This is a genomic window from Arthrobacter sp. 01T428, assembly GCF_056398685.1.
In genome coordinates this window covers 52,192-69,019 of the sequence record NZ_JBFTPW010000019.1, presented here as the reverse complement: position 1 = coordinate 69,019, position 16,828 = coordinate 52,192, and the positions used below count along the sequence as shown (strand labels likewise).

The 16,828-nt window shown below is 65.8% G+C and carries 16 protein-coding genes and 1 riboswitch; of the genes, 7 read left to right on the top strand and 9 right to left on the bottom strand.

Translation table 11 applies throughout. The features are described from left to right. Positions 1–176: 176 nt before the first annotated feature. The 3 genes from AC1DJB_RS18295 to AC1DJB_RS18285 are packed head-to-tail and all read right to left on the bottom strand — an operon-like array spanning position 177 to position 3,237. On the bottom strand, positions 177–983 hold the full coding sequence (locus AC1DJB_RS18295) for an energy-coupling factor transporter transmembrane component T family protein (protein ID WP_284991150.1): 807 nt from the start codon (positions 981–983) through the stop codon (positions 177–179). Beyond that, positions 980–2,608 carry an ABC transporter ATP-binding protein gene (locus AC1DJB_RS18290; protein ID WP_284991149.1) on the bottom strand — a complete coding sequence of 543 codons (1,629 nt, stop codon included), beginning with the start codon at positions 2,606–2,608 and terminating at the stop codon, positions 980–982. Before AC1DJB_RS18290 ends, AC1DJB_RS18295 begins: the two co-directional genes overlap by 4 nt. Further along, complete coding sequence (locus tag AC1DJB_RS18285; protein ID WP_236813309.1) at positions 2,608–3,237, bottom strand: ECF transporter S component; 630 nt, start codon at positions 3,235–3,237, stop codon at positions 2,608–2,610. The genes AC1DJB_RS18290 and AC1DJB_RS18285 overlap by 1 nt, the downstream gene beginning before the upstream one ends. Before the next feature lie 74 nt (positions 3,238–3,311). After that, positions 3,312–3,448: riboswitch (TPP riboswitch) on the bottom strand. Between the two features lie 216 nt (positions 3,449–3,664). Between AC1DJB_RS18285 and AC1DJB_RS18280 the strand changes: the two genes are divergently transcribed. Both AC1DJB_RS18280 and AC1DJB_RS18275 read left to right on the top strand, forming a co-directional pair. Next, positions 3,665–4,393 (top strand): NUDIX hydrolase, encoded by a 729-nt coding sequence (locus AC1DJB_RS18280; protein WP_476910619.1) that lies wholly within the window; start codon positions 3,665–3,667, stop codon positions 4,391–4,393. Positions 4,394–4,444: 51 nt separating this feature from the next. After that, positions 4,445–4,705 (top strand): DUF4235 domain-containing protein, encoded by a 261-nt coding sequence (locus tag AC1DJB_RS18275; protein ID WP_059389844.1) that lies wholly within the window; start codon positions 4,445–4,447, stop codon positions 4,703–4,705. Here AC1DJB_RS18275 and mnhG read toward each other — a convergent pair. Genes mnhG through AC1DJB_RS18245 form a run of 6 tightly spaced genes read right to left on the bottom strand, consistent with a single transcriptional unit; the run spans position 4,702 to position 11,151 of the window. Beyond that, positions 4,702–5,169, bottom strand: a complete 468-nt coding sequence (mnhG, locus tag AC1DJB_RS18270; RefSeq protein WP_441432967.1) for a monovalent cation/H(+) antiporter subunit G — start codon at positions 5,167–5,169, stop codon at positions 4,702–4,704. The two genes, AC1DJB_RS18275 and mnhG, sit on opposite strands and share 4 nt — an antisense overlap. After that, positions 5,159–5,437 (bottom strand): MrpF/PhaF family protein, encoded by a 279-nt coding sequence (locus AC1DJB_RS18265; RefSeq protein ID WP_441437934.1) that lies wholly within the window; start codon positions 5,435–5,437, stop codon positions 5,159–5,161. The genes mnhG and AC1DJB_RS18265 overlap by 11 nt, the downstream gene beginning before the upstream one ends. Beyond that, the gene (locus AC1DJB_RS18260) at positions 5,434–6,000 is read right to left on the bottom strand and encodes a Na+/H+ antiporter subunit E (RefSeq protein ID WP_059389842.1); all 567 of its coding nucleotides are present in this window, start codon (positions 5,998–6,000) and stop codon (positions 5,434–5,436) included. Before AC1DJB_RS18260 ends, AC1DJB_RS18265 begins: the two co-directional genes overlap by 4 nt. Beyond that, on the bottom strand, positions 5,997–7,586 hold the full coding sequence (locus AC1DJB_RS18255; RefSeq protein ID WP_307054880.1) for a Na+/H+ antiporter subunit D: 1,590 nt from the start codon (positions 7,584–7,586) through the stop codon (positions 5,997–5,999). Before AC1DJB_RS18255 ends, AC1DJB_RS18260 begins: the two co-directional genes overlap by 4 nt. Further along, on the bottom strand, positions 7,583–8,038 hold the full coding sequence (locus AC1DJB_RS18250; RefSeq protein ID WP_059389840.1) for a Na(+)/H(+) antiporter subunit C: 456 nt from the start codon (positions 8,036–8,038) through the stop codon (positions 7,583–7,585). The genes AC1DJB_RS18255 and AC1DJB_RS18250 overlap by 4 nt, the downstream gene beginning before the upstream one ends. Beyond that, a complete protein-coding gene (locus AC1DJB_RS18245; RefSeq protein ID WP_441432969.1) occupies positions 8,035–11,151 on the bottom strand; it encodes a Na+/H+ antiporter subunit A in 3,117 nt (1,038 codons plus the stop codon). Before AC1DJB_RS18245 ends, AC1DJB_RS18250 begins: the two co-directional genes overlap by 4 nt. 86 nt (positions 11,152–11,237) lie before the next feature. Between AC1DJB_RS18245 and AC1DJB_RS18240 the strand changes: the two genes are divergently transcribed. From AC1DJB_RS18240 to AC1DJB_RS18220, 5 genes are all read left to right on the top strand, one after another. Next, a complete protein-coding gene (locus AC1DJB_RS18240) occupies positions 11,238–12,641 on the top strand; it encodes an MFS transporter (RefSeq protein ID WP_441432970.1) in 1,404 nt (467 codons plus the stop codon). 68 nt (positions 12,642–12,709) lie between these two features. Next, on the top strand, positions 12,710–13,861 hold the full coding sequence (locus tag AC1DJB_RS18235; protein ID WP_441432971.1) for an ROK family transcriptional regulator: 1,152 nt from the start codon (positions 12,710–12,712) through the stop codon (positions 13,859–13,861). A 61-nt stretch (positions 13,862–13,922) separates the two neighbouring features. Then, complete coding sequence (locus AC1DJB_RS18230; protein WP_441437936.1) at positions 13,923–15,446, top strand: glycoside hydrolase family 3 protein; 1,524 nt, start codon at positions 13,923–13,925, stop codon at positions 15,444–15,446. Between the two features lie 35 nt (positions 15,447–15,481). Beyond that, positions 15,482–16,267: a glucosamine-6-phosphate deaminase gene (locus AC1DJB_RS18225; RefSeq protein ID WP_441432973.1), complete on the top strand. Its 786-nt coding sequence runs from the start codon at positions 15,482–15,484 to the stop codon at positions 16,265–16,267. Positions 16,268–16,344: 77 nt separating this feature from the next. Continuing rightward, entirely contained in the window at positions 16,345–16,827 is a 483-nt protein-coding gene (locus AC1DJB_RS18220; protein WP_059389838.1) for a cation:proton antiporter regulatory subunit, read from the top strand. The last annotated feature ends 1 nt before the right edge of the window (position 16,828 follow it).

Here is a 16,828-nt window from a genome sequence, read left to right as displayed (position 1 = left end):
GAGATTCTGCGACGCAACCCGCTGATTCAGCCAAGCGCTAGTCGCCTCGTGCGATAAGTAAGTCGCAACGGCCGCCGTCGCGTGCCCGGGGCTGCCGGATGGCGGTCCGCCCGCAAATACCCAACTGAGTCGCAGTTGTTGTCGTTTTGGGACGTCTAAACGACAACAACTGCGAGTCAGTTGGGCTGCTTCAGCCAGACGAAGTGCCAGGTCCCTGCCCATTGGGCCGCGAGCACGGCCGCGGCAGCGATGACCAGCCCGCCGCCCAGAACCCAGACGTCCAGGCGGCTGTAGGTGGATTCGCGCGCCCAGGTCCGCCGTCCGCCGCCGAAGCCGCGCGCCTCCATGGTCACCGCCAAGCGGGACGCCCGTCGGATCGCTTGGACCAGCAGACCAAAGCTTTGGCCAAGCATGGCCTTGAACCGTTGCGGCGGACTTCCGTGCGAGCCGACACCCCGCGCGCGCCGTGCCATGCCGATGGTCTGCCACTCCTCCGCCATGAGTCCCACGAGCCGCAGGGCCGCCAGGGTACCCAAGACAAAACGGTGCGGCAGTTTCGCCTTTTGCGCCAGGGCATCGGCGAGATCGGTGGGATCGGTGCAACTCATCAGGAGAATGGCAGGCAGCGCTATGGCAAGACCCCGCAGCATGAAGCCGAGTCCAAGCTGAAGCGAGCCTTCGCTAATGGACCAGATTCCGACGTCGAGCAGTATCCTTCCGCTGTCCGCCGACAGGATCGCGGTGCTCCAACCTCCGAGCGCGGCCGCGATAATCAAGGGCCAGCCGCGCTGCCAGAGCAAGCGCACGGTGAGCCCCGCGAGGGGGAACAACGCCAATTCGCCGAGGAGCGCGGTCGAGGCTGACACCAAGTCGATGGACAACGCCAACACCAGGGTGATCAGGAAGACCGACACGAACTTGGCCAGCGGATTGGCGCGTGTCAGGAGGGCGTTGTTGCCGCGCAGGGTCAGGGCGTCCCTCATGCCGCACCTGCTTCCTGCCGGGCGCCGCCTTGGAATGCAGGCTCGAGCCGCATCTCGGCGCCGCCCAGGACGGAGCTGAATTCCTGGTCGTGGGTCACGGAAACCACGGAGGTGCCGGCGTCGAGCAGTTCGGACAGGAACGACGCAAGCTCAGCCCACGTGTTCGCGTCCTGGCCGAAAGTGGGTTCGTCCAGCACCAGGACGCGGGGGTGCGCGGCGAGCACCGTCGCCACGGATAGCCGCCGTTTTTCGCCCCCGGAGAGCGTGTACGGATTGGCGTCCACGAGATGCCCCAAGCGCAGCCGTTCCAGCAACTCGTCCACCCGTTCCTCGCCATGGCCAAGATGCTTGGGGCCGAACATGAGCTCATCGAGGACGCGGCCGGTGACGAACTGGTGCTCGGGCTCTTGGAACACAGTCCCGATGCGGGAGATCAGCTGCTGGGCCTTCCACTTGAACGGGTCGGGGCCCGCGCCGTCGCTGAGCCCGACGGCGGCAGTCACCGCCCCGGATATCGGCGCCAACAGCCCCGCGAGGGTCAAAGCGAAGGTCGATTTTCCGGCGCCATTGGGACCGGTGATGGTCAGTGCCCGCCCGGCAAACACTTCGGCGTCGAGTCCGGACTGCACAGGACGCGGGGCGATCGTTTTGAACCCCCGGCGCCGTGTCCGTTCGCGGGACACCGCAAGCTCCTGGGTGGCGAGCAGCAACTCGCCCCCATTCCGGGAGCTCCCCGCCCCGGAGTCGGCCGCCGGTCCGGCGCCTGTTCCCGAACGTGGGCGGGTGGCCGGCACGTAACCAGGCACCCAGACGCCCGCAGCAGTGAGCATGTCCCTTGCTTGCGCCAGAACCGTGTTCGGGTCACCGTCCAGAAGCACCGCCGGCGTCGAACCTCCCGAGGAGGAACTGCCCGGCTGAAGCACCACAATCCGGTCCACGAGGTCTTTCCAGACCGATACCCGGTGTTCCACCACCACCAAGGTGGCGCCGGTCTTGTCCAGGCAGCGGCCCACGGCATCGCGCACTTCCAAGACGCCGGCCGGGTCAAGGTTGGCGGTCGGCTCGTCCAGGAGGATCAGGCCGGGACGCATCGCCAGTATGCCGGCGAGCGCAAGGCGCTGTTTCTGCCCGCCCGAGAGGGCCGACGTCGGGTGGTCGAGCGAAAAGTTGCCGCTGGCACTGCCACCGGCCCTCCGCAGCAGCCCGACGTCGTCGAGCGCTTCATGGACCCGCTTCCAAATCTCGTCCCGCGGCACGCAAAGGTTCTCGGCGCCGAACGCGACGTCGTCGCCCAGGCGGGAAAGCACCACCTGGGTTTCGGGGTCCTGTTGCATGAGTCCGGCACGGCCCCGCTGGGCCTTCGGGGAAACGCCGTCAACCAGCAACGAGCCGGTCTCGTCGGCGTCGTCGCCTTCCTCGCCCAGCACGCCCGCCAGGGCATGGAGGAACGTCGACTTGCCTGCGCCCGAGGGGCCAAGCAGCAGGACGCGCTCGCCAGGACGGATGTCCAGGTCCAGGGCGTGGATGGCCTGCGTGGTGCGGCCGGCGTGCCGCCAGCCCCAGCCCTGCGCGGAAATGGCGGCGGGTCGCACCACGGCAGAGGTGCCGGAGTCAGGACTGGGCATCAGGAAAAGACGGGCTCCGAGGCGGCCTTGCGTGACGCGAACGCGCTCAGGACACCGGTCCTGGCCAGGCCGCGGGTAGCGATCCAGGACAGGGCACCGGCAATGACGGCCCCGGAGATCGTGCAGAACACGATGTACGCGAGCTTGTCGACCGGTTCGTAGGCGATGTTCCAGCCCCACGGCAGGAAGGAGTCGTTCAGGCCGCAGAACAGGCCCGCACCGGCACCGGCCAGCAGGGACACCGGCAGGTTGAACTTCTTGTACATGAAGGCCAGGAAAATGAGTTCCGCACCGAGGCCCTGGAGCAGGCCCGAGATCAGCACCGTGGTGCCGTACTGGGAACCCATGATGAGCTCACTCGTGGCGGCCACTGTTTCGCAGAAAATTGCCGCACCGGGCTTGCGGACGATGAGCATGCCCAAGACTGCCGGAATCATCCAGCCGCCGGCGATCAGGCCGCTCAGGGGCGGGTAGCCGGCGGACATAGGTGTTGCAACCAAAGCCATCTGGTCCCATGCCCAGAAGATCACGCCACCGGCGATCGAGATGAGTGCCGCCACGACGATGTCCACGACGCGCCAGTTGTAACCAGGCTTGGTGAGGCCCGGCCTTGCAGAAATACCAGTCATTTTGTCCTCCTGAGGAACAGGAGGGGAAAGTGTTCCCGGTTGCCTGCGAGCGGCTTCCGCCGCGCCGGTCCGGACACTATGAGAACTCGACTCCCTTGCGCCGGTACTAGCCGGATCAGGTTCGAGGGTCTGCGGCTGTCCGCACTCTCAGCGCCCGTCCTCCGTGCCGCATTGCTGCGTGCCCGACGGCGGCGCTCCCCTGTCGTTATCAATCCACCCTTTTGGGCGTGGTTCAGTTTACACCTTGGCGGGGTTGCGGGCGCTGTGTTGGCGTCCGCGGAACGGTCACAAACACGCGGAGACGACGGATTCTGCTGGATCACTCGCCGGGTGAGCGCAGGCCGGCCCGGAATGGCGCGGGCGGCCGCAGAAACTGGGACAATGATCCAGCAGAATGTGACGCGGCAGAGCGGGCAAAGGAGCGGTCTTGGCAGGCAATGGCGAAGCGAACAGCACCACGGTGGCGGAACCGAGGCTCGCCGCAAGCGTGATCCTGGTCCGGGATGCCGCGGTTCCCGGGGGCTCTCAAGGTGCGGCGCAGGCTTTGGAGGTGTTCGTCCAGCACCGGGTTTCCACGATGGATTTCGCCGCGGGCATGGTGGTCTTCCCCGGGGGCCGGGTGGACCAGATGGACAGCTCCGGCTGGGACTTCGCGGACGACGTCGTCGAGCAGCACGCCGCCGCATGGCACCGGAGCAGCATCGCCGTCGAACCTGCCTCCGCCAGGTTCAACGCCGGCCGGGTGCTGGCGGCCGCGCAGCGTGAGGTGTTCGAAGAGGCCGGGCTGAAGCTTGACGCCGCCACCCTCCGCCCGTGGGCCAACTGGGTCACTCCGCAGGACCAGCCCAAGCGCTTCGACACGTACTTCTACCTTGCCTGCCCGGTTTCCGGTGCCGAGCCAAGGCACCAGACCACGGAAGCGTCGTCGTCCTTGTGGACACCCGTCCGCGGAATCCTGGACGCCGAAGTCGCCGGAACACTCAAGCTCATGCCGCCCACGCTTGCGCTGCTGGATGAGCTCGTCGCCCTCGGCACAGTGGAAGCGATACTGGCCGAGGACCGTGACATCGTGCCTGTCCGTCCAAAGCCCGGGGCCTTGGAGGAGTTCTTCCGGCAGAGGCGCCAAGCTCCATCCGTTGCTCCGGAACTGCCCTGAAGTGGGGTTAGGCTGGGGACGGTCCTGTTTCCACCCGCAAGGAGTCCCGGAATGAACCTCCTCATCAAACTGCTCGGCACCGGCGTGAGCATCGGCGCTGGCTTTGTCGGCACCAAGCTCGTCAATGCGCTGTGGGAAAAGTCCACCGGCAAGAAACCTCCCAAGGGTCACGATGATATGGAGGCAAGCCTGCGCTCTGCACTGACCTTCGCCCTGATTTCGGCGACTGTCAGCGCCGTCATCCAGGTTTTCGCAAGCCGCAGTACCCAGCGCGCCATCTCGCGTTTCTCGAAGACACAGGACATCGTCTAGGCTGACGGCCCGCCGTTGGCGCCTTGAGGGCCTGGGCTCCCGCCGTTCCCGGTGTGGGGAGTTGTCGGGTCGGCTTGGGCTTTCTCCGCTGCCCGTTGACCGGCGGCCCGCAGCACCACGGCCTCGAGTTCGTCGATGCTCAGCAACTCGGGGTGCAGGTGCTTGGTCCGGTAGCCTGCGCGGCCCACCATGTGTGCGGACACCGGCACCGTCAGCAGTTGGAAGATCCAAGCGACGGCCAGGATCGGCCACACCCACCATTCGCGCATCTGCAGCCCGATGGCTGCCAAGACGAGGAACAGCCCGAGCACTTGCGGCTTGGTAGCTGCGTGCATGCGGCTCATCAGGTCCGGGAAGCGCAGCAGGCCGATCGCCGCGCCCAATGACATCACCGCACCGACAATCAGCAGCACCGCGGTGACGGCATCGATGACGGCGTCCGCTCCGGTGGCGTCAGGAGTCATTGACCTGTCCTCTCCGGTCGGCCACGAAGCGCGCCACCGTCACCGATCCGATGAAACCGATCAGCGTCAGCGCGACGAGCAGCACGAGGTTGTTGAGGTGCCTGTTGACGGCCATGTCGATGGCCAATGCAGCACCCAGTATGGCGAGCAGCACGTCCGAGGCGAGCACCCGGTCCAGCAGGGACGGCCCGACGGCGATCCTGTAGATCGCGCCGGCGGCGGCGAGGCTAAGGACCACCGCCGTGACGATCAGCACGATGTCTTTCACGAGCGAGCTCCCCTCGTTGCAGGCCAGCCTTCGGCCTGGAGTGCGTCCATTTCCGCCTGGGTACCCATGATCCGGATCAGCGAGGCCTCCGTGTCCTGGACTTCCTTGCGCAGCTTGGCGGTGTCCACATCGTTGCGGACATTGAGCCCATGGATATAGAGCGTGGACGTCGAGCGGTCCACCTCCACCACCAAGGAACCCGGAATCAGCGAAATCACGTGCCCTGTTGCGGTCACCATGAGGTCGGAATGGCTGCGGAGGGGAACAGCGACGACGGCGTTGGTTACCAAGGGCCCGCGGAAGACCGCGAGGTACATGACCTGGAAGCTCGCGGCCACCACTTTGCCAAGGAACACGACGGCGAAAGGAATGGCGCGCAGCACGTTGAATCGTCCGCTGAGCTCCACTGGAGGCAAGTAGAAGACCCTGGCTACCACCACGGCGATCAGCGCACCGAATACCAGGTTGCCGGGGCTGAAGTCCCGCCAGAGCGCACCCCACACGACCACCAGCCAGACCAGCAGGGGCAACTCGGTGCGGAACGAAATCCGCTTGCGGCTCACTTGCCAACCCCCTGCAGTGGGGTCGACGCACCCGGCGCAGCGATGCCCGGGACTTTGGCATTCTCGCCGAGCACGGAATGGATATACGCCGTACGGTCCAGCATCTGTTCCGCGGAGTTTCCGGCCAATTGGAACAGCGGACCTGCGAAGACTGTCAGCGCCACGCCAAAGACCACCAGCGCGGCGGTTGGCCCCACCATGGTCCTCGGAAGCAGGCCGACGGCGGCAGTGTCCTTGAGGACGGCGGCCGGGTAGTCAGCGTCCTCGGGCTTCCGCCAGAATGCGCGGTTCCAGACGCGGGCAATGGCCAGCAAGGTCAAGAGGCTCGTGACCACCCCGCCCACCACCAAGGTAATGGCCAGTGGTGTCCCGAGGGCGATGCCTGCCTGCAGGAGTCCGAGCTTCCCCAGGAACCCGGAGAAGGGCGGGATTCCCGCGAGGTTCATGGCCGGAATGAAGAACAAGAGCGCGAGGAGTGGAGACAGCTTTGCGAGCCCACCCAGCCTATCCACCGACGAGCTCCCACCGCGGCGCTCGATCAAGCCGGTCACCAGGAACAGGCTCGTTTGGACAGTGATGTGGTGGGCCACATAGAAGACGGCGGCAGCAAGCCCGGCTACGGAAGACATGGCAAGCCCGAACACCATGTAGCCGATGTGGCTGACCAAGGTGAAGGAGAGTAATCGTTTGATGTCGCTCTGGGCTATGGCACCGAGAATGCCCACGAGCATGGTGAGGAGCGCAACCACCATCAACGGGGTGTTCAAGGTATCGCCCGGGAACAGCAGGGTCTCCGTGCGGACCATGGCGTAGACGCCCACCTTGGTGAGCAAACCGGCGAACACGGCAGTGACCGGTGCCGGTGCGGTCGGGTACGAGTCAGGCAGCCAGAAGGACAGCGGGAACACGGCGGCCTTGATGCCGAAGGCCACGAGCAGCATGACGTGGAGCAGGTTCCTGGTGCCCGGATCCAATTCGGCCAGCTTGATGGCGAGATCCGCCATGGTGATGGTTCCGGTGGCCCCGTAGATCATCGCAATGGCGATCAGGAACAACACCGATGACACGACGGAAACCACCACGTAGGTGACCCCGGCGCGGATGCGCGGACCGGTACCGCCCAGTGTCATGAGCACGTAGCTCGCCGTCAGCAGGATCTCGAAGCCGACGTACAGGTTGAAGAGATCACCGGTGAGGAAGGCGTTCGAGACACCGGCCACCAGGATCAGGTAGGTCGGGTGGAATATCGACACCGGTGCCTCACGGTCGCCGTCGGCCATGCCCTGGCCGGTGGCGTAGATCAGCACCGCGAGGCTGATGACGGAGGAGACCACCAACATGAGCGAGGAGAACTGGTCCACCACCATCACCACGCCAAACGGCGGCTGCCAGCCGCCCAAGGTGACGGATGCGGTGCCTGTGGTCCATACCGAGGCAAGGAGCCAGCATTCCAGGAGCAACGTGAGGGACAACAAAGCGATGCTGACCGCGCGTTGGGCCAGCGGGTTCCTGTTCAGGGCGAACGTCAGTGCGGCACCGAGGATGGGAAGCACGACGGCGAGCGGCGCCAGGCTGGCGATGTTCACAGGGGGCCTCCTTCCTTGGCTGCTTCGGTGACTGCCGTAACCGGGAATTCGGAAGTTTCCTCGGGAACCACCGAGTCGTCTTCGGCGTCAAAGCTGGGTGTCTTCGCGACGCGCCTATCTTCGGCGTCGTCCTGGATGTCGTCCTGCCGTGCCAATGCCCAGGTCCGGTAGATGATGCCGAGCATGAATGCCGTCACCGCGAAGGAAATCACGATCGACGTCAGGATCAACGCTTGCGGCAAAGGATCGTTGTAGTCGCGCGGATCCGTCGATTTGTTGAACAGCGGGGCAAGTCCGGCATAGCCACCCGTCGCGAGGATCAGCAGGTTGGTGGCGTTTGCCAGGAGCATGAGCCCCAGGAGAACGCGGGTCAAGCTGCGTTCCAGGATCAAATAGATCCCACAGGCGTAGAGCACTCCCATGACGATCAACAAGGTCAAGTTGACGCTCATGGGGTCCCCTTCCCGAGCGAGGTTGTTGCCGACTGCGCCGTGGTTGCGGCCGTTGGTGCGGAGGTGGGAACTTCCAATCGGGCATCCCCTGAATCCCGGACGTCTCCGCTGGCGGTCTCTTCGAAGTGTTCGTCGATCTCGGCTCCCAGGCTCCGCAGCACGTCCAGGGCCAGGCCTACGACCACGAGGTACACGCCGATGTCGAAGATCGTGGAGGTCACGAACTTGATGTCCCCGAACAACGGTAGCCAGAACTCGATGATGGCGCTTTGGAACACCTGGCCGCCCAGAAGCAACGGTACGAAGCCCGCTGCGGCCGCCGTCGCAAGGCCGGTTCCCAGCAGCATGCCGGCGCTGATCGGTGCGGCTTCCCGCAACTCGAACCGTCCGCCGGCCAAGTAACGGATGGTCAGGGCAAGCCCGGCCGTGAGTCCGCCGGCGAAGCCGCCACCCGGAAGATTGTGTCCCGCCAACAACAGGTACACGGAGAAAACGATCATCGAGTGGAAAATCAGCCGCGTGACCACTTCGAAGATGATGGAACGCCGTTCCGGTGCAAGGGTTCGGCCGGCCACGAGCCAGGGGTCCGTCAGGGAGCCCGCGAACTTGCGGACGAGTGCCAGTGAGGCGTCGTCGCGCGAACTGCCCCCGGCGGCGGCGCGCCTTCCCACCGTGCCCTCGGGAATGGTGGCGGCCTTGTTGAGGCGCTCGCCCCTGCTGCGGACAAAAATCAAGCTCGCGACGCCGGTGGCAGCGACCGCCAGCACCGAGATCTCGCCGAAGGTGTCCCACGCCCGGATGTCCACCAGCGTCACGTTGACCACGTTGAGTCCGCCGCCGCCTTCATAGGCCAGCCGGGGGAACGAAAGCGACACAGGCTCGGCGATGCGGGCGCCCATCGCGTAGATCGCCACGAAGATCATGGTGACCGCGAACGCCACGCCAATGATGACGCGAACCACCCGGTACTTGCCGCCGGTGCGGTCACGGAGCTCCGGAGGGAGGCTGCGCATCGCCAGCACGAAGGCCACCAGGATGATGGTCTCCACCAGCATTTGCGTCAATGCGAGGTCCGGGGCTCCCTGCAACGCGAACATGAGTGCGATGCCGTAGCCGGTGACCGACACCATCAGCACGGCGAGGAAGCGCTTGTTGGCTCGGACCGCCGCGAGAGCGCCAACAACGATTCCTGCCGCGGCGATGAGCTGGAGCGGGGAATTCGGGTCGATCACATAGAGCCCGCCCGGGAGGGGCTTGTTGGCCACGATGAGTGCCGTCAAGGGGACAGCGAAAGCCACCGTGAGGATGACCGCAAGGTAGAAGTACAGGGAACCGCGCTGCGTGCGCCCCGTGACCCACACGGCGACGTCGTCCAAGGCGCCGATGGTGCGCTGGTACGCGCGGTCGCCGTCCACCCAGTCCGGGATACGGCCCTGCGCCCGCGACACGACGTTCCGGCCGTAGAACATCGCGACGCCGGCCGCGAACGTCACGGCGGTCAGTCCCAAGGCGGGCGTCAGACCGTGCCACAGCGCGAGGTGGCTGGCGCTGGCTGCGTTTGTTCCGGCAGCGTTTGTTCCGACTGCGTTGGTTCCGGCAGCGGGTTCCACAAAAAGCGCCGCATACGGCTGGATCCAGCCGTCAACGGGATCCGGCCACAGGCCGTACACGATGGTGAGGAAGCTCAAGATGGCCGGGGCCGCCAGGAACGATGGCTGGATGGCCTTGAAGGGCGTCCGTTCCACGCCCGGCTTGGTGGCGAACGCACCCCACATGAAGCGGGCACTGTAAGCGAATGTGAGGATGGACCCCAGCACCAAGCCGACTAGCAGGACCAGCCCCCACGGTTGGGAAGCAGGGCCAGTACCGGAGTGATCTGTGCCGTAGTGCACGAACGCTTCGAACACGGATTCCTTGGCCACAAAACCCGCCAGCGGAGGTATGCCGGCCATGGACGCCGCGGCGATGCCCGCCACGATGGCGAGCGCCCTCGAGGACTTGTACACGCCCGAGAGCTTGCGGATATCGCGCGTGCCGGATTGGTGGTCGATGATGCCCACCACCAGGAACAAGGAAGCCTTGAAGAGTCCGTGCGCCAGCAACAGCGCGAGGCCGGCCAGTGCGGCGTCGGGCCGGCCGAGACCCACCACCATGGTGAGGAAGCCGAGCTGGCTGACGGTTCCATAGGCAAGGATGAGTTTGACGTCGGTCTGCCGGAGCGCCCGGTAGCCGCCTACCAGCATCGTCGCCAGGCCGAGCCCGAGCACCAGCGGCAACCAGTAGGGGCTTTGGCTGAATCCCGGAGCCAGTCGGGCGACGATGTAGATGCCGGCCTTCACCATGGCCGCTGCGTGCAGGTAGGCGCTCACCGGGGTGGGCGCGGCCATGGCCCCGGGGAGCCAGAAGTGGAAGGGGACCAGCGCCGATTTGGTAATCGCACCTACCAGGATGAGTACGACGGCGGCGGCAACCGCACCTTGCGCAGGTCCCGTGACGAGGGTGGCCGCTTGGGTCATGATGGCCGAAATCCGGTATGTTCCGGAGGCCTGGCCCAGAATGATGAGGCCGACGAGCATGGCCAGGCCGCCGGCGGTGGTGACCATGAGCGCCTGCAAAGCCGAGCGCCGCGCGGACAGGCGGGTCCGCGCATAGCCGATCAGCAGGTAGGACAGGACGGTGGTGAGTTCCCAGAAGATGAACATCATCAGGAGGTCGTCCGCCGTCACCAGGCCGAACATCGCGCCGGCGAAGGCAAGCAACTGGGCCCCGAATCCGCCGAGGTCGGCATCCTTGTTCTTGAAGTACCGGGCGCAATAGACCAGGACCAACGCGCCGACCCCCAGGACCAGCAAGGACATCACCCACGCCAGGACGTCCATGCGGAAGGCGAATTCAAGCTTGAGGTTCGGAATCCATGGGAGGGTCTCTTCGATGAAGCCGCCCGTGGCGGCTCCGCCTTTTCCGGGATAGATCCGGTCGTACTGCAGGAGCAGCCAGATAAAGGCGAGGGCGGGAACGGCTGCAAGGACGTAGAAGGCATTCCGTTGAAGTTTCCGGAAGATCCAGGGCGCCACAGTTGCCGCTGCAAAGGTCACGGCAAGAACTGTGATCACTGGAATCTCCGCAAAGTCAGGAATAAGTTGTCAAAAGTTGGAGCAGGCGGTCAAGCGTTGGGTTCGGTGCAGGTAGTTTATCAACCATGAACATGGCAACTGCGCCTGAGGCCCCGCACCCGTCATCCGAGCTTGCTTCGGGGCCAGCCCTGTCGAACAAGGGCCAAATCCTTGCGTGGGCATCCTGGGATTGGGGTTCCGCGGCATTCAATGCCGTCATGACCACCTTCGTGTTCACCGTCTACCTGACGTCCAAGGCATTTGGCGGGGAAGACTCGGCGTCGGCGACGTTGGGTGCCGCGCTGGCGATTGCCGGCGTCGCGATTGCGCTCCTGGCACCGGTCACCGGTCAGCGCTCCGATTCCGGTGGCCGCAGGAAACTGTGGCTGGGGGTCAACACCGCCCTCGTGGCTGTCCTCACGGGCTCGTGCTTCTTCGTTTTCCCCAAGCCCGAGTTCCTGCTGCTGGGCGTCACGTTGGTTGCGCTCGGAAATGTGTTTTTCGAGTTCGCCGGTGTCAATTACAACGCCATGCTGGCCCAGATCTCCACCCCTGCCAATATCGGCAAAGTGAGCGGCTTCGGTTGGGGGATGGGTTATCTGGGCGGGATTATCGCGCTGCTCGCGGTGCTGCAGCTTTTCGTCCAGCCGTCTTTTGAGTGGTTCGGGGCCTCCACCCAGGACAGCCTGAATATCAGGCTCGTGGCTGTCTTTTCCGCGCTCTGGTTCTTCATCTTCGCGCTACCGGTCCTCTTCGCCGTGCCGGAGCTCTCCGTCAAGAAAGCGGAATCCCGGCTCGGGTTCCTGGCCTCTTATGGTTTGCTCGTCCGCCGGATCAAGGCCATCTATCGAACCAGCCCGCACACCATCTACTTCCTGCTCGCGAGCGCCATCTTCCGCGACGGCCTGGCGGCGGTCTTCACCTTCGGAGGGGTCATTGCTGCCGGGACTTTTGGATTCGAGCTCAAACAGGTCATCTTCTTCGCGATTTTCGGCAATGTGGTGGCCGCAATTGGCGCCATGATCGGCGGATTCCTGGACGACAGGATCGGGCCCAAGTCCGTCATTGTCATTTCCCTCATGGGACTCCTGGTCGCCGGCACCGTCATCCTGGTGCTTGGCAACGGCGACTACGTATTCTTCGGGACCCATTGGGCAGGCAGCACCACTTTCTGGGTTTTCGGACTGTTCCTGTGCCTTTTCGTGGGACCGGCGCAAGCTTCCTCCCGCGCCTACCTCGCGAGGCTGGCGCCCGACGGCGAATCCGGCGAGCTGTTCGGGCTCTACGCCACCACAGGCCGGGCCGTCAGCTTCCTGGCGCCGGCCCTTTTCACCCTGTGCATCACCTTGGCCACGCCCCTGGTTGCCCCTGGCGCGGCCCAACGCTGGGGGATCCTGGGCATCATGGTGGTGCTCCTGGCCGGCTTGCTGGTGATCCTGCCCGTCAAGGCACCCGACAAGACGGAAATCGCCACAGTGCCGCTGAGCTGACAGATGTGGCTCACACAATCTGCCACAAACCCTTGATCTTCGATTGTTAGTAGAGTTTACTAACTCACATGGAAGCCCTTCGTGACCGCCAGCGCACCGATCGAGCAAGCGCAGCGACCCTGCCTTCGGACGGGCGCGCCCACAATCTCTCCTTGGTGCGCCAAACGCTCCACTCTGCAGGGGCGATGAGCCGTGCGGAACTTTCCCGGGTCCTGGGCCTGACCCGTGTCACGGTATCGGACCTCATCTCGGACCTCCTCGAACGCGGCCACGTCGTGGAACTGGGACAGTCCGATGAAGTCCGCCCCGGCAAGCCGGCCATCCTGGTAGACATCAACCGCCGGGGCCTCCAAGTGATCGGCATGGACTTGGCGGAAAATTCCGTGCTGCGCGCCGCCGTCCTGGACCTTGACGGCAACATCCTCGAAAGGGTCGAGCGGTCCATCTCCGAGGAGACCGGCCCGGACGTCGTCAACGAGGTCCTCGAACTCGCTTCGGAAGCCGTCGGCCGGGCCACCGCCACGCTGCTCGGGATCGGCGTCGGGACCCCCGGCATCGTCAATGCGGGCGGCGAGGTCACCACGGCCCCCAACTTCGGATGGAAGGACGTCGCCCTGCGCGATCTCCTCCAGGAGCGGACCGGCCTTCCGACCCTCGTTTCCAACGACGCCGACGCCGCAGTCCATGCGGACCACACTTTCGGCGGCGGCAGCGACGACGAAATCCTCGTGAAGATCGGCCGCGGTGTCGGTTCAGGACTCATCGTGGGCGGCAGGCGTGCCCGGGGCGCCCACTCCGCGGCTGGCGAAATCGGCCACGTCACAGTCGGCACCGACGGCGGGACCGTGTGCAAGTGCGGTAAAACAGGCTGCCTCGAAACCTGGATGTCAGTCCCCAGCCTCGAACGTGCCCTGGCCGAAGCGGCGGCGAGCTCCGAACCGGAGGCCGCGGCCGCCGTCGTACTCCGGGAAGCGGGCGAGCGGCTCGCCATCGCGCTCGCGCCCGTGGTTGGCGCCCTCGATTTGGGCGAAGTGGTCCTCAGCGGACCCCGGGAGCTTTTGGAAGGCCCCCTTCTCAACGCCGTCCAGCAGACCCTGCTTGAGCGGCTCTTGCACCAGGACCTTTCACCGGTGTCCGTCCGTCTCGCGGCAGACGCACAGGACATTGTCCTGCGCGGAGCCGCCGTGATGGTCCTGTGGAACCAGCTTGGTGTGGCCTGAGTGCCGCCCCGCCGTTTCCAACCCTTACTACAGACCAAGCATCCCTTCGAAGGAGCCGGACATGGACACGATTCAGTCCCCCGCTACCCACTCTCTTGCCACAGGGGCCGCCCGCGCCCACCTCCGCCGTCTCGCGGCAGGCACACTCATGCCCGGATTTACCGGCATCGCGGTCCCCGTCTGGATCCTTGAAGCGTACGACGCCGGGTTGGCGGCTGTGTGCCTCTACGGCACCAACGTGGCGTCCCCCGTCCAGTTGCGCGAGCTCTGCGCCGGGCTCCGCGCACATTCCCCGAACACGCTCATCGCCGTCGATGAAGAGGGCGGCGATGTCACGAGGCTGCACTACCTCACGGGATCGACGCAGCCCGGGAACGCGGTGCTCGGGCGTCTGGACGACGTCGAACTGACCGCCGCCAGCGCCAGCGCCATCGGCCACGAGCTCGCAGGCCTGGGCATCAACTTGAACCTGGCCCCGGATGCCGACGTCAATTCCGCTCCGGACAATCCCGTGATCGGCGTGCGTAGCTTCGGGGCCGAACCGGGCCTGGTGGCACGGCATACCGCCGCCTGGATCCGTGGACTCGAAGACGCCGGTGTTGCGTCCTGTGCCAAGCACTTCCCGGGCCACGGCGACACCACCACAGACTCCCATCTGGCGCTCCCCCGGGTCACGGCCGACGCCGCCACCCTGGACGCACGCGAACTGGTCCCGTTCCGCGCGCTCGTCGCGGCTCGCGGGGCCACCGTCATGACGAGCCATATCCTGGTCGAAGCCCTGGACCCGGACCACCCCGCCACGTTCTCCCCGCGCATCCTGCAGGACCTGCTGCGCCGTGACATGGGGTTCGAGGGCGTCATCATCACGGACGCCCTGGACATGGCCGGCGCGTCCGCCCAGACCGGCATTCCGGAAGCAGCCGTCCGCGCGCTGATCGCGGGGGCGGACCTGCTGTGCCTTGGTTCGGAAACCGGACCGGCCCTCTTCGAACAGACGATCACCGCGATCGCCGATGCCGTTGGCGACGGGCGGCTGCCCATGGAACGCCTGGCAGACGCTGTTGCCCGCACGCAAGCACTGTCCTCGCGGTTCCCCGCCGCGGGTGCCGCGGAAATCCAGGAAGCCGCCATCAGGGGCCAGCTCGGCCTGCCCGGCCAGCCGCAGCATGCCGGGGTGCCTGCCGAGCCGAAGGCGCTCGACGGGGAGCGCATCGCCGAGGCCTTCGAGGTGTCCGAAGCCGCCGAAAGGTGGCTGGCGCGGGAGGAACCCGTGGCGATCGTGCAGGTCGAAACCGGGTCCAATTTCGCGGTCGGCCGCGTGCCGTGGGGCCCCGCTGCCGCGACTTCGGCAGTGGTCCGCGAAGGCGAGGTGCCCGACGGCGCGCGGGTCGCCGTCGTCGGGCGCGGCCTGGATGCCGAACACCCGCTGTGGACCGTCTTCGCCCGCTTGAGGGCCGAGGGGCACGCGGTGATCGCCGTCGAGTGCGGCTGGCCGCGCGGCGGGGCGGACATCGTCACCTATGGTGCGTCGCTCACGGTGTCCCAGGCCCTGACGGCGCTGCTGAACGGCACTGCCAAAGCCTGACCGCACCACGCCCAATCCATCGACAGAAAGTTGCCATGGAAGTCATTGTCACGCCCACTCCGGAATCGGCTGCTTCGGCCGCCGCCCAAGCCGTCCTCTCAGGACTCCCTGCGGGCGCGGGACCAGTACTGGGGCTGGCCACCGGTTCGTCTCCGCTGGGACTGTATGCGGAGCTCGCAGCCGCGGCCGCTGCGGGACGCGTGGATTTCTCGACCGCCAAGGGATTCGCCTTGGACGAATATGTGGGCCTTCCGGCTGGACATGTCCAGTCCTACCGCGAGGTCCTGATCCGCGAGGTCTGCGAAGTCATCGGGCTTCCCATGGCCGGGCTGAATGTCCCCGACGGTAGCGGCGCCACCCAGGCCGAGCTCGAAGCGGGAGCGGCTGACTACGACGCCGCCATAGCTGCCGCCGGCGGGGTCGACGTGCAGATCCTCGGCATCGGCGCCAACGGCCATGTGGGCTTCAATGAGCCCGGATCCTCGCTGTCCTCGCGGACCCGTTTGAAGCGGCTCACGGCCCGCACGAGGCTGGACAACGCCCGTTTCTTCGAGCACGACGGCGACGTCCCGACCCACTGCATCACCCAAGGATTGGGGACCGTGCTGGAGGCGCGCCGGCTGGTGCTCATCGCCACCGGCGCCGCGAAGGCCGCCGCGGTCGCTGCCGCCGTCGAGGGCCCGCTGACGGCGTCGTGCCCAGGTTCGATCCTGCAATGGCATGCCGACGCCGTGGTGGTTCTCGACGAGGCGGCAGCGTCCGGATTGGCTAACCGCGAGTACTACGACGACGCCGCGCGCGGCCTGGCTTTGGCCCCCTAGAAAGGCGCGGGCCGCTTTGCGCGACGGCCCCGAGTGGCATCATTCCGCCGCCCCTTCAAGAGGGCTAGGGTGGACGTATGAACGTGGATGAGACAGAACTTCCAGGCCTCGGGGTCCGCAAGGATTTCATCACGGCCTCGGGACGCCGGATCGGTGTTGTCGAGATGCGGGAGGGTGAGACCGAGCTTTTCGTCTCCACGTGGGACGATCCCGATACCTGCCAGGCATCCATCCCGTTGACCGCAGACGAAGCCGCCGCCCTGGGCAACCTCCTGGGCGGTCAGCACATCGCCATGCGTTTGGCCGAAGCCCACAAGGAAATCCCCGGCATTGTCACGCGGCAGTTCTCCATCACCGCTGACTCCCCTTTCAACAACCAGCCCATGGGCAAAGCCCAGATCCGCACCCGCAGTGGTGTCTCGATCGTGGCGATCATGCGCGAAGGCGAAGTGGTTCCCTCACCGGCTCCCGACGTCGTCCTTCACACGGGTGATCTGCTGGTGGCTGTCGGTACGCAGGAAGGTCTTGACTCTGCGGCTGCCATTCTGCGCAACGGCTGAC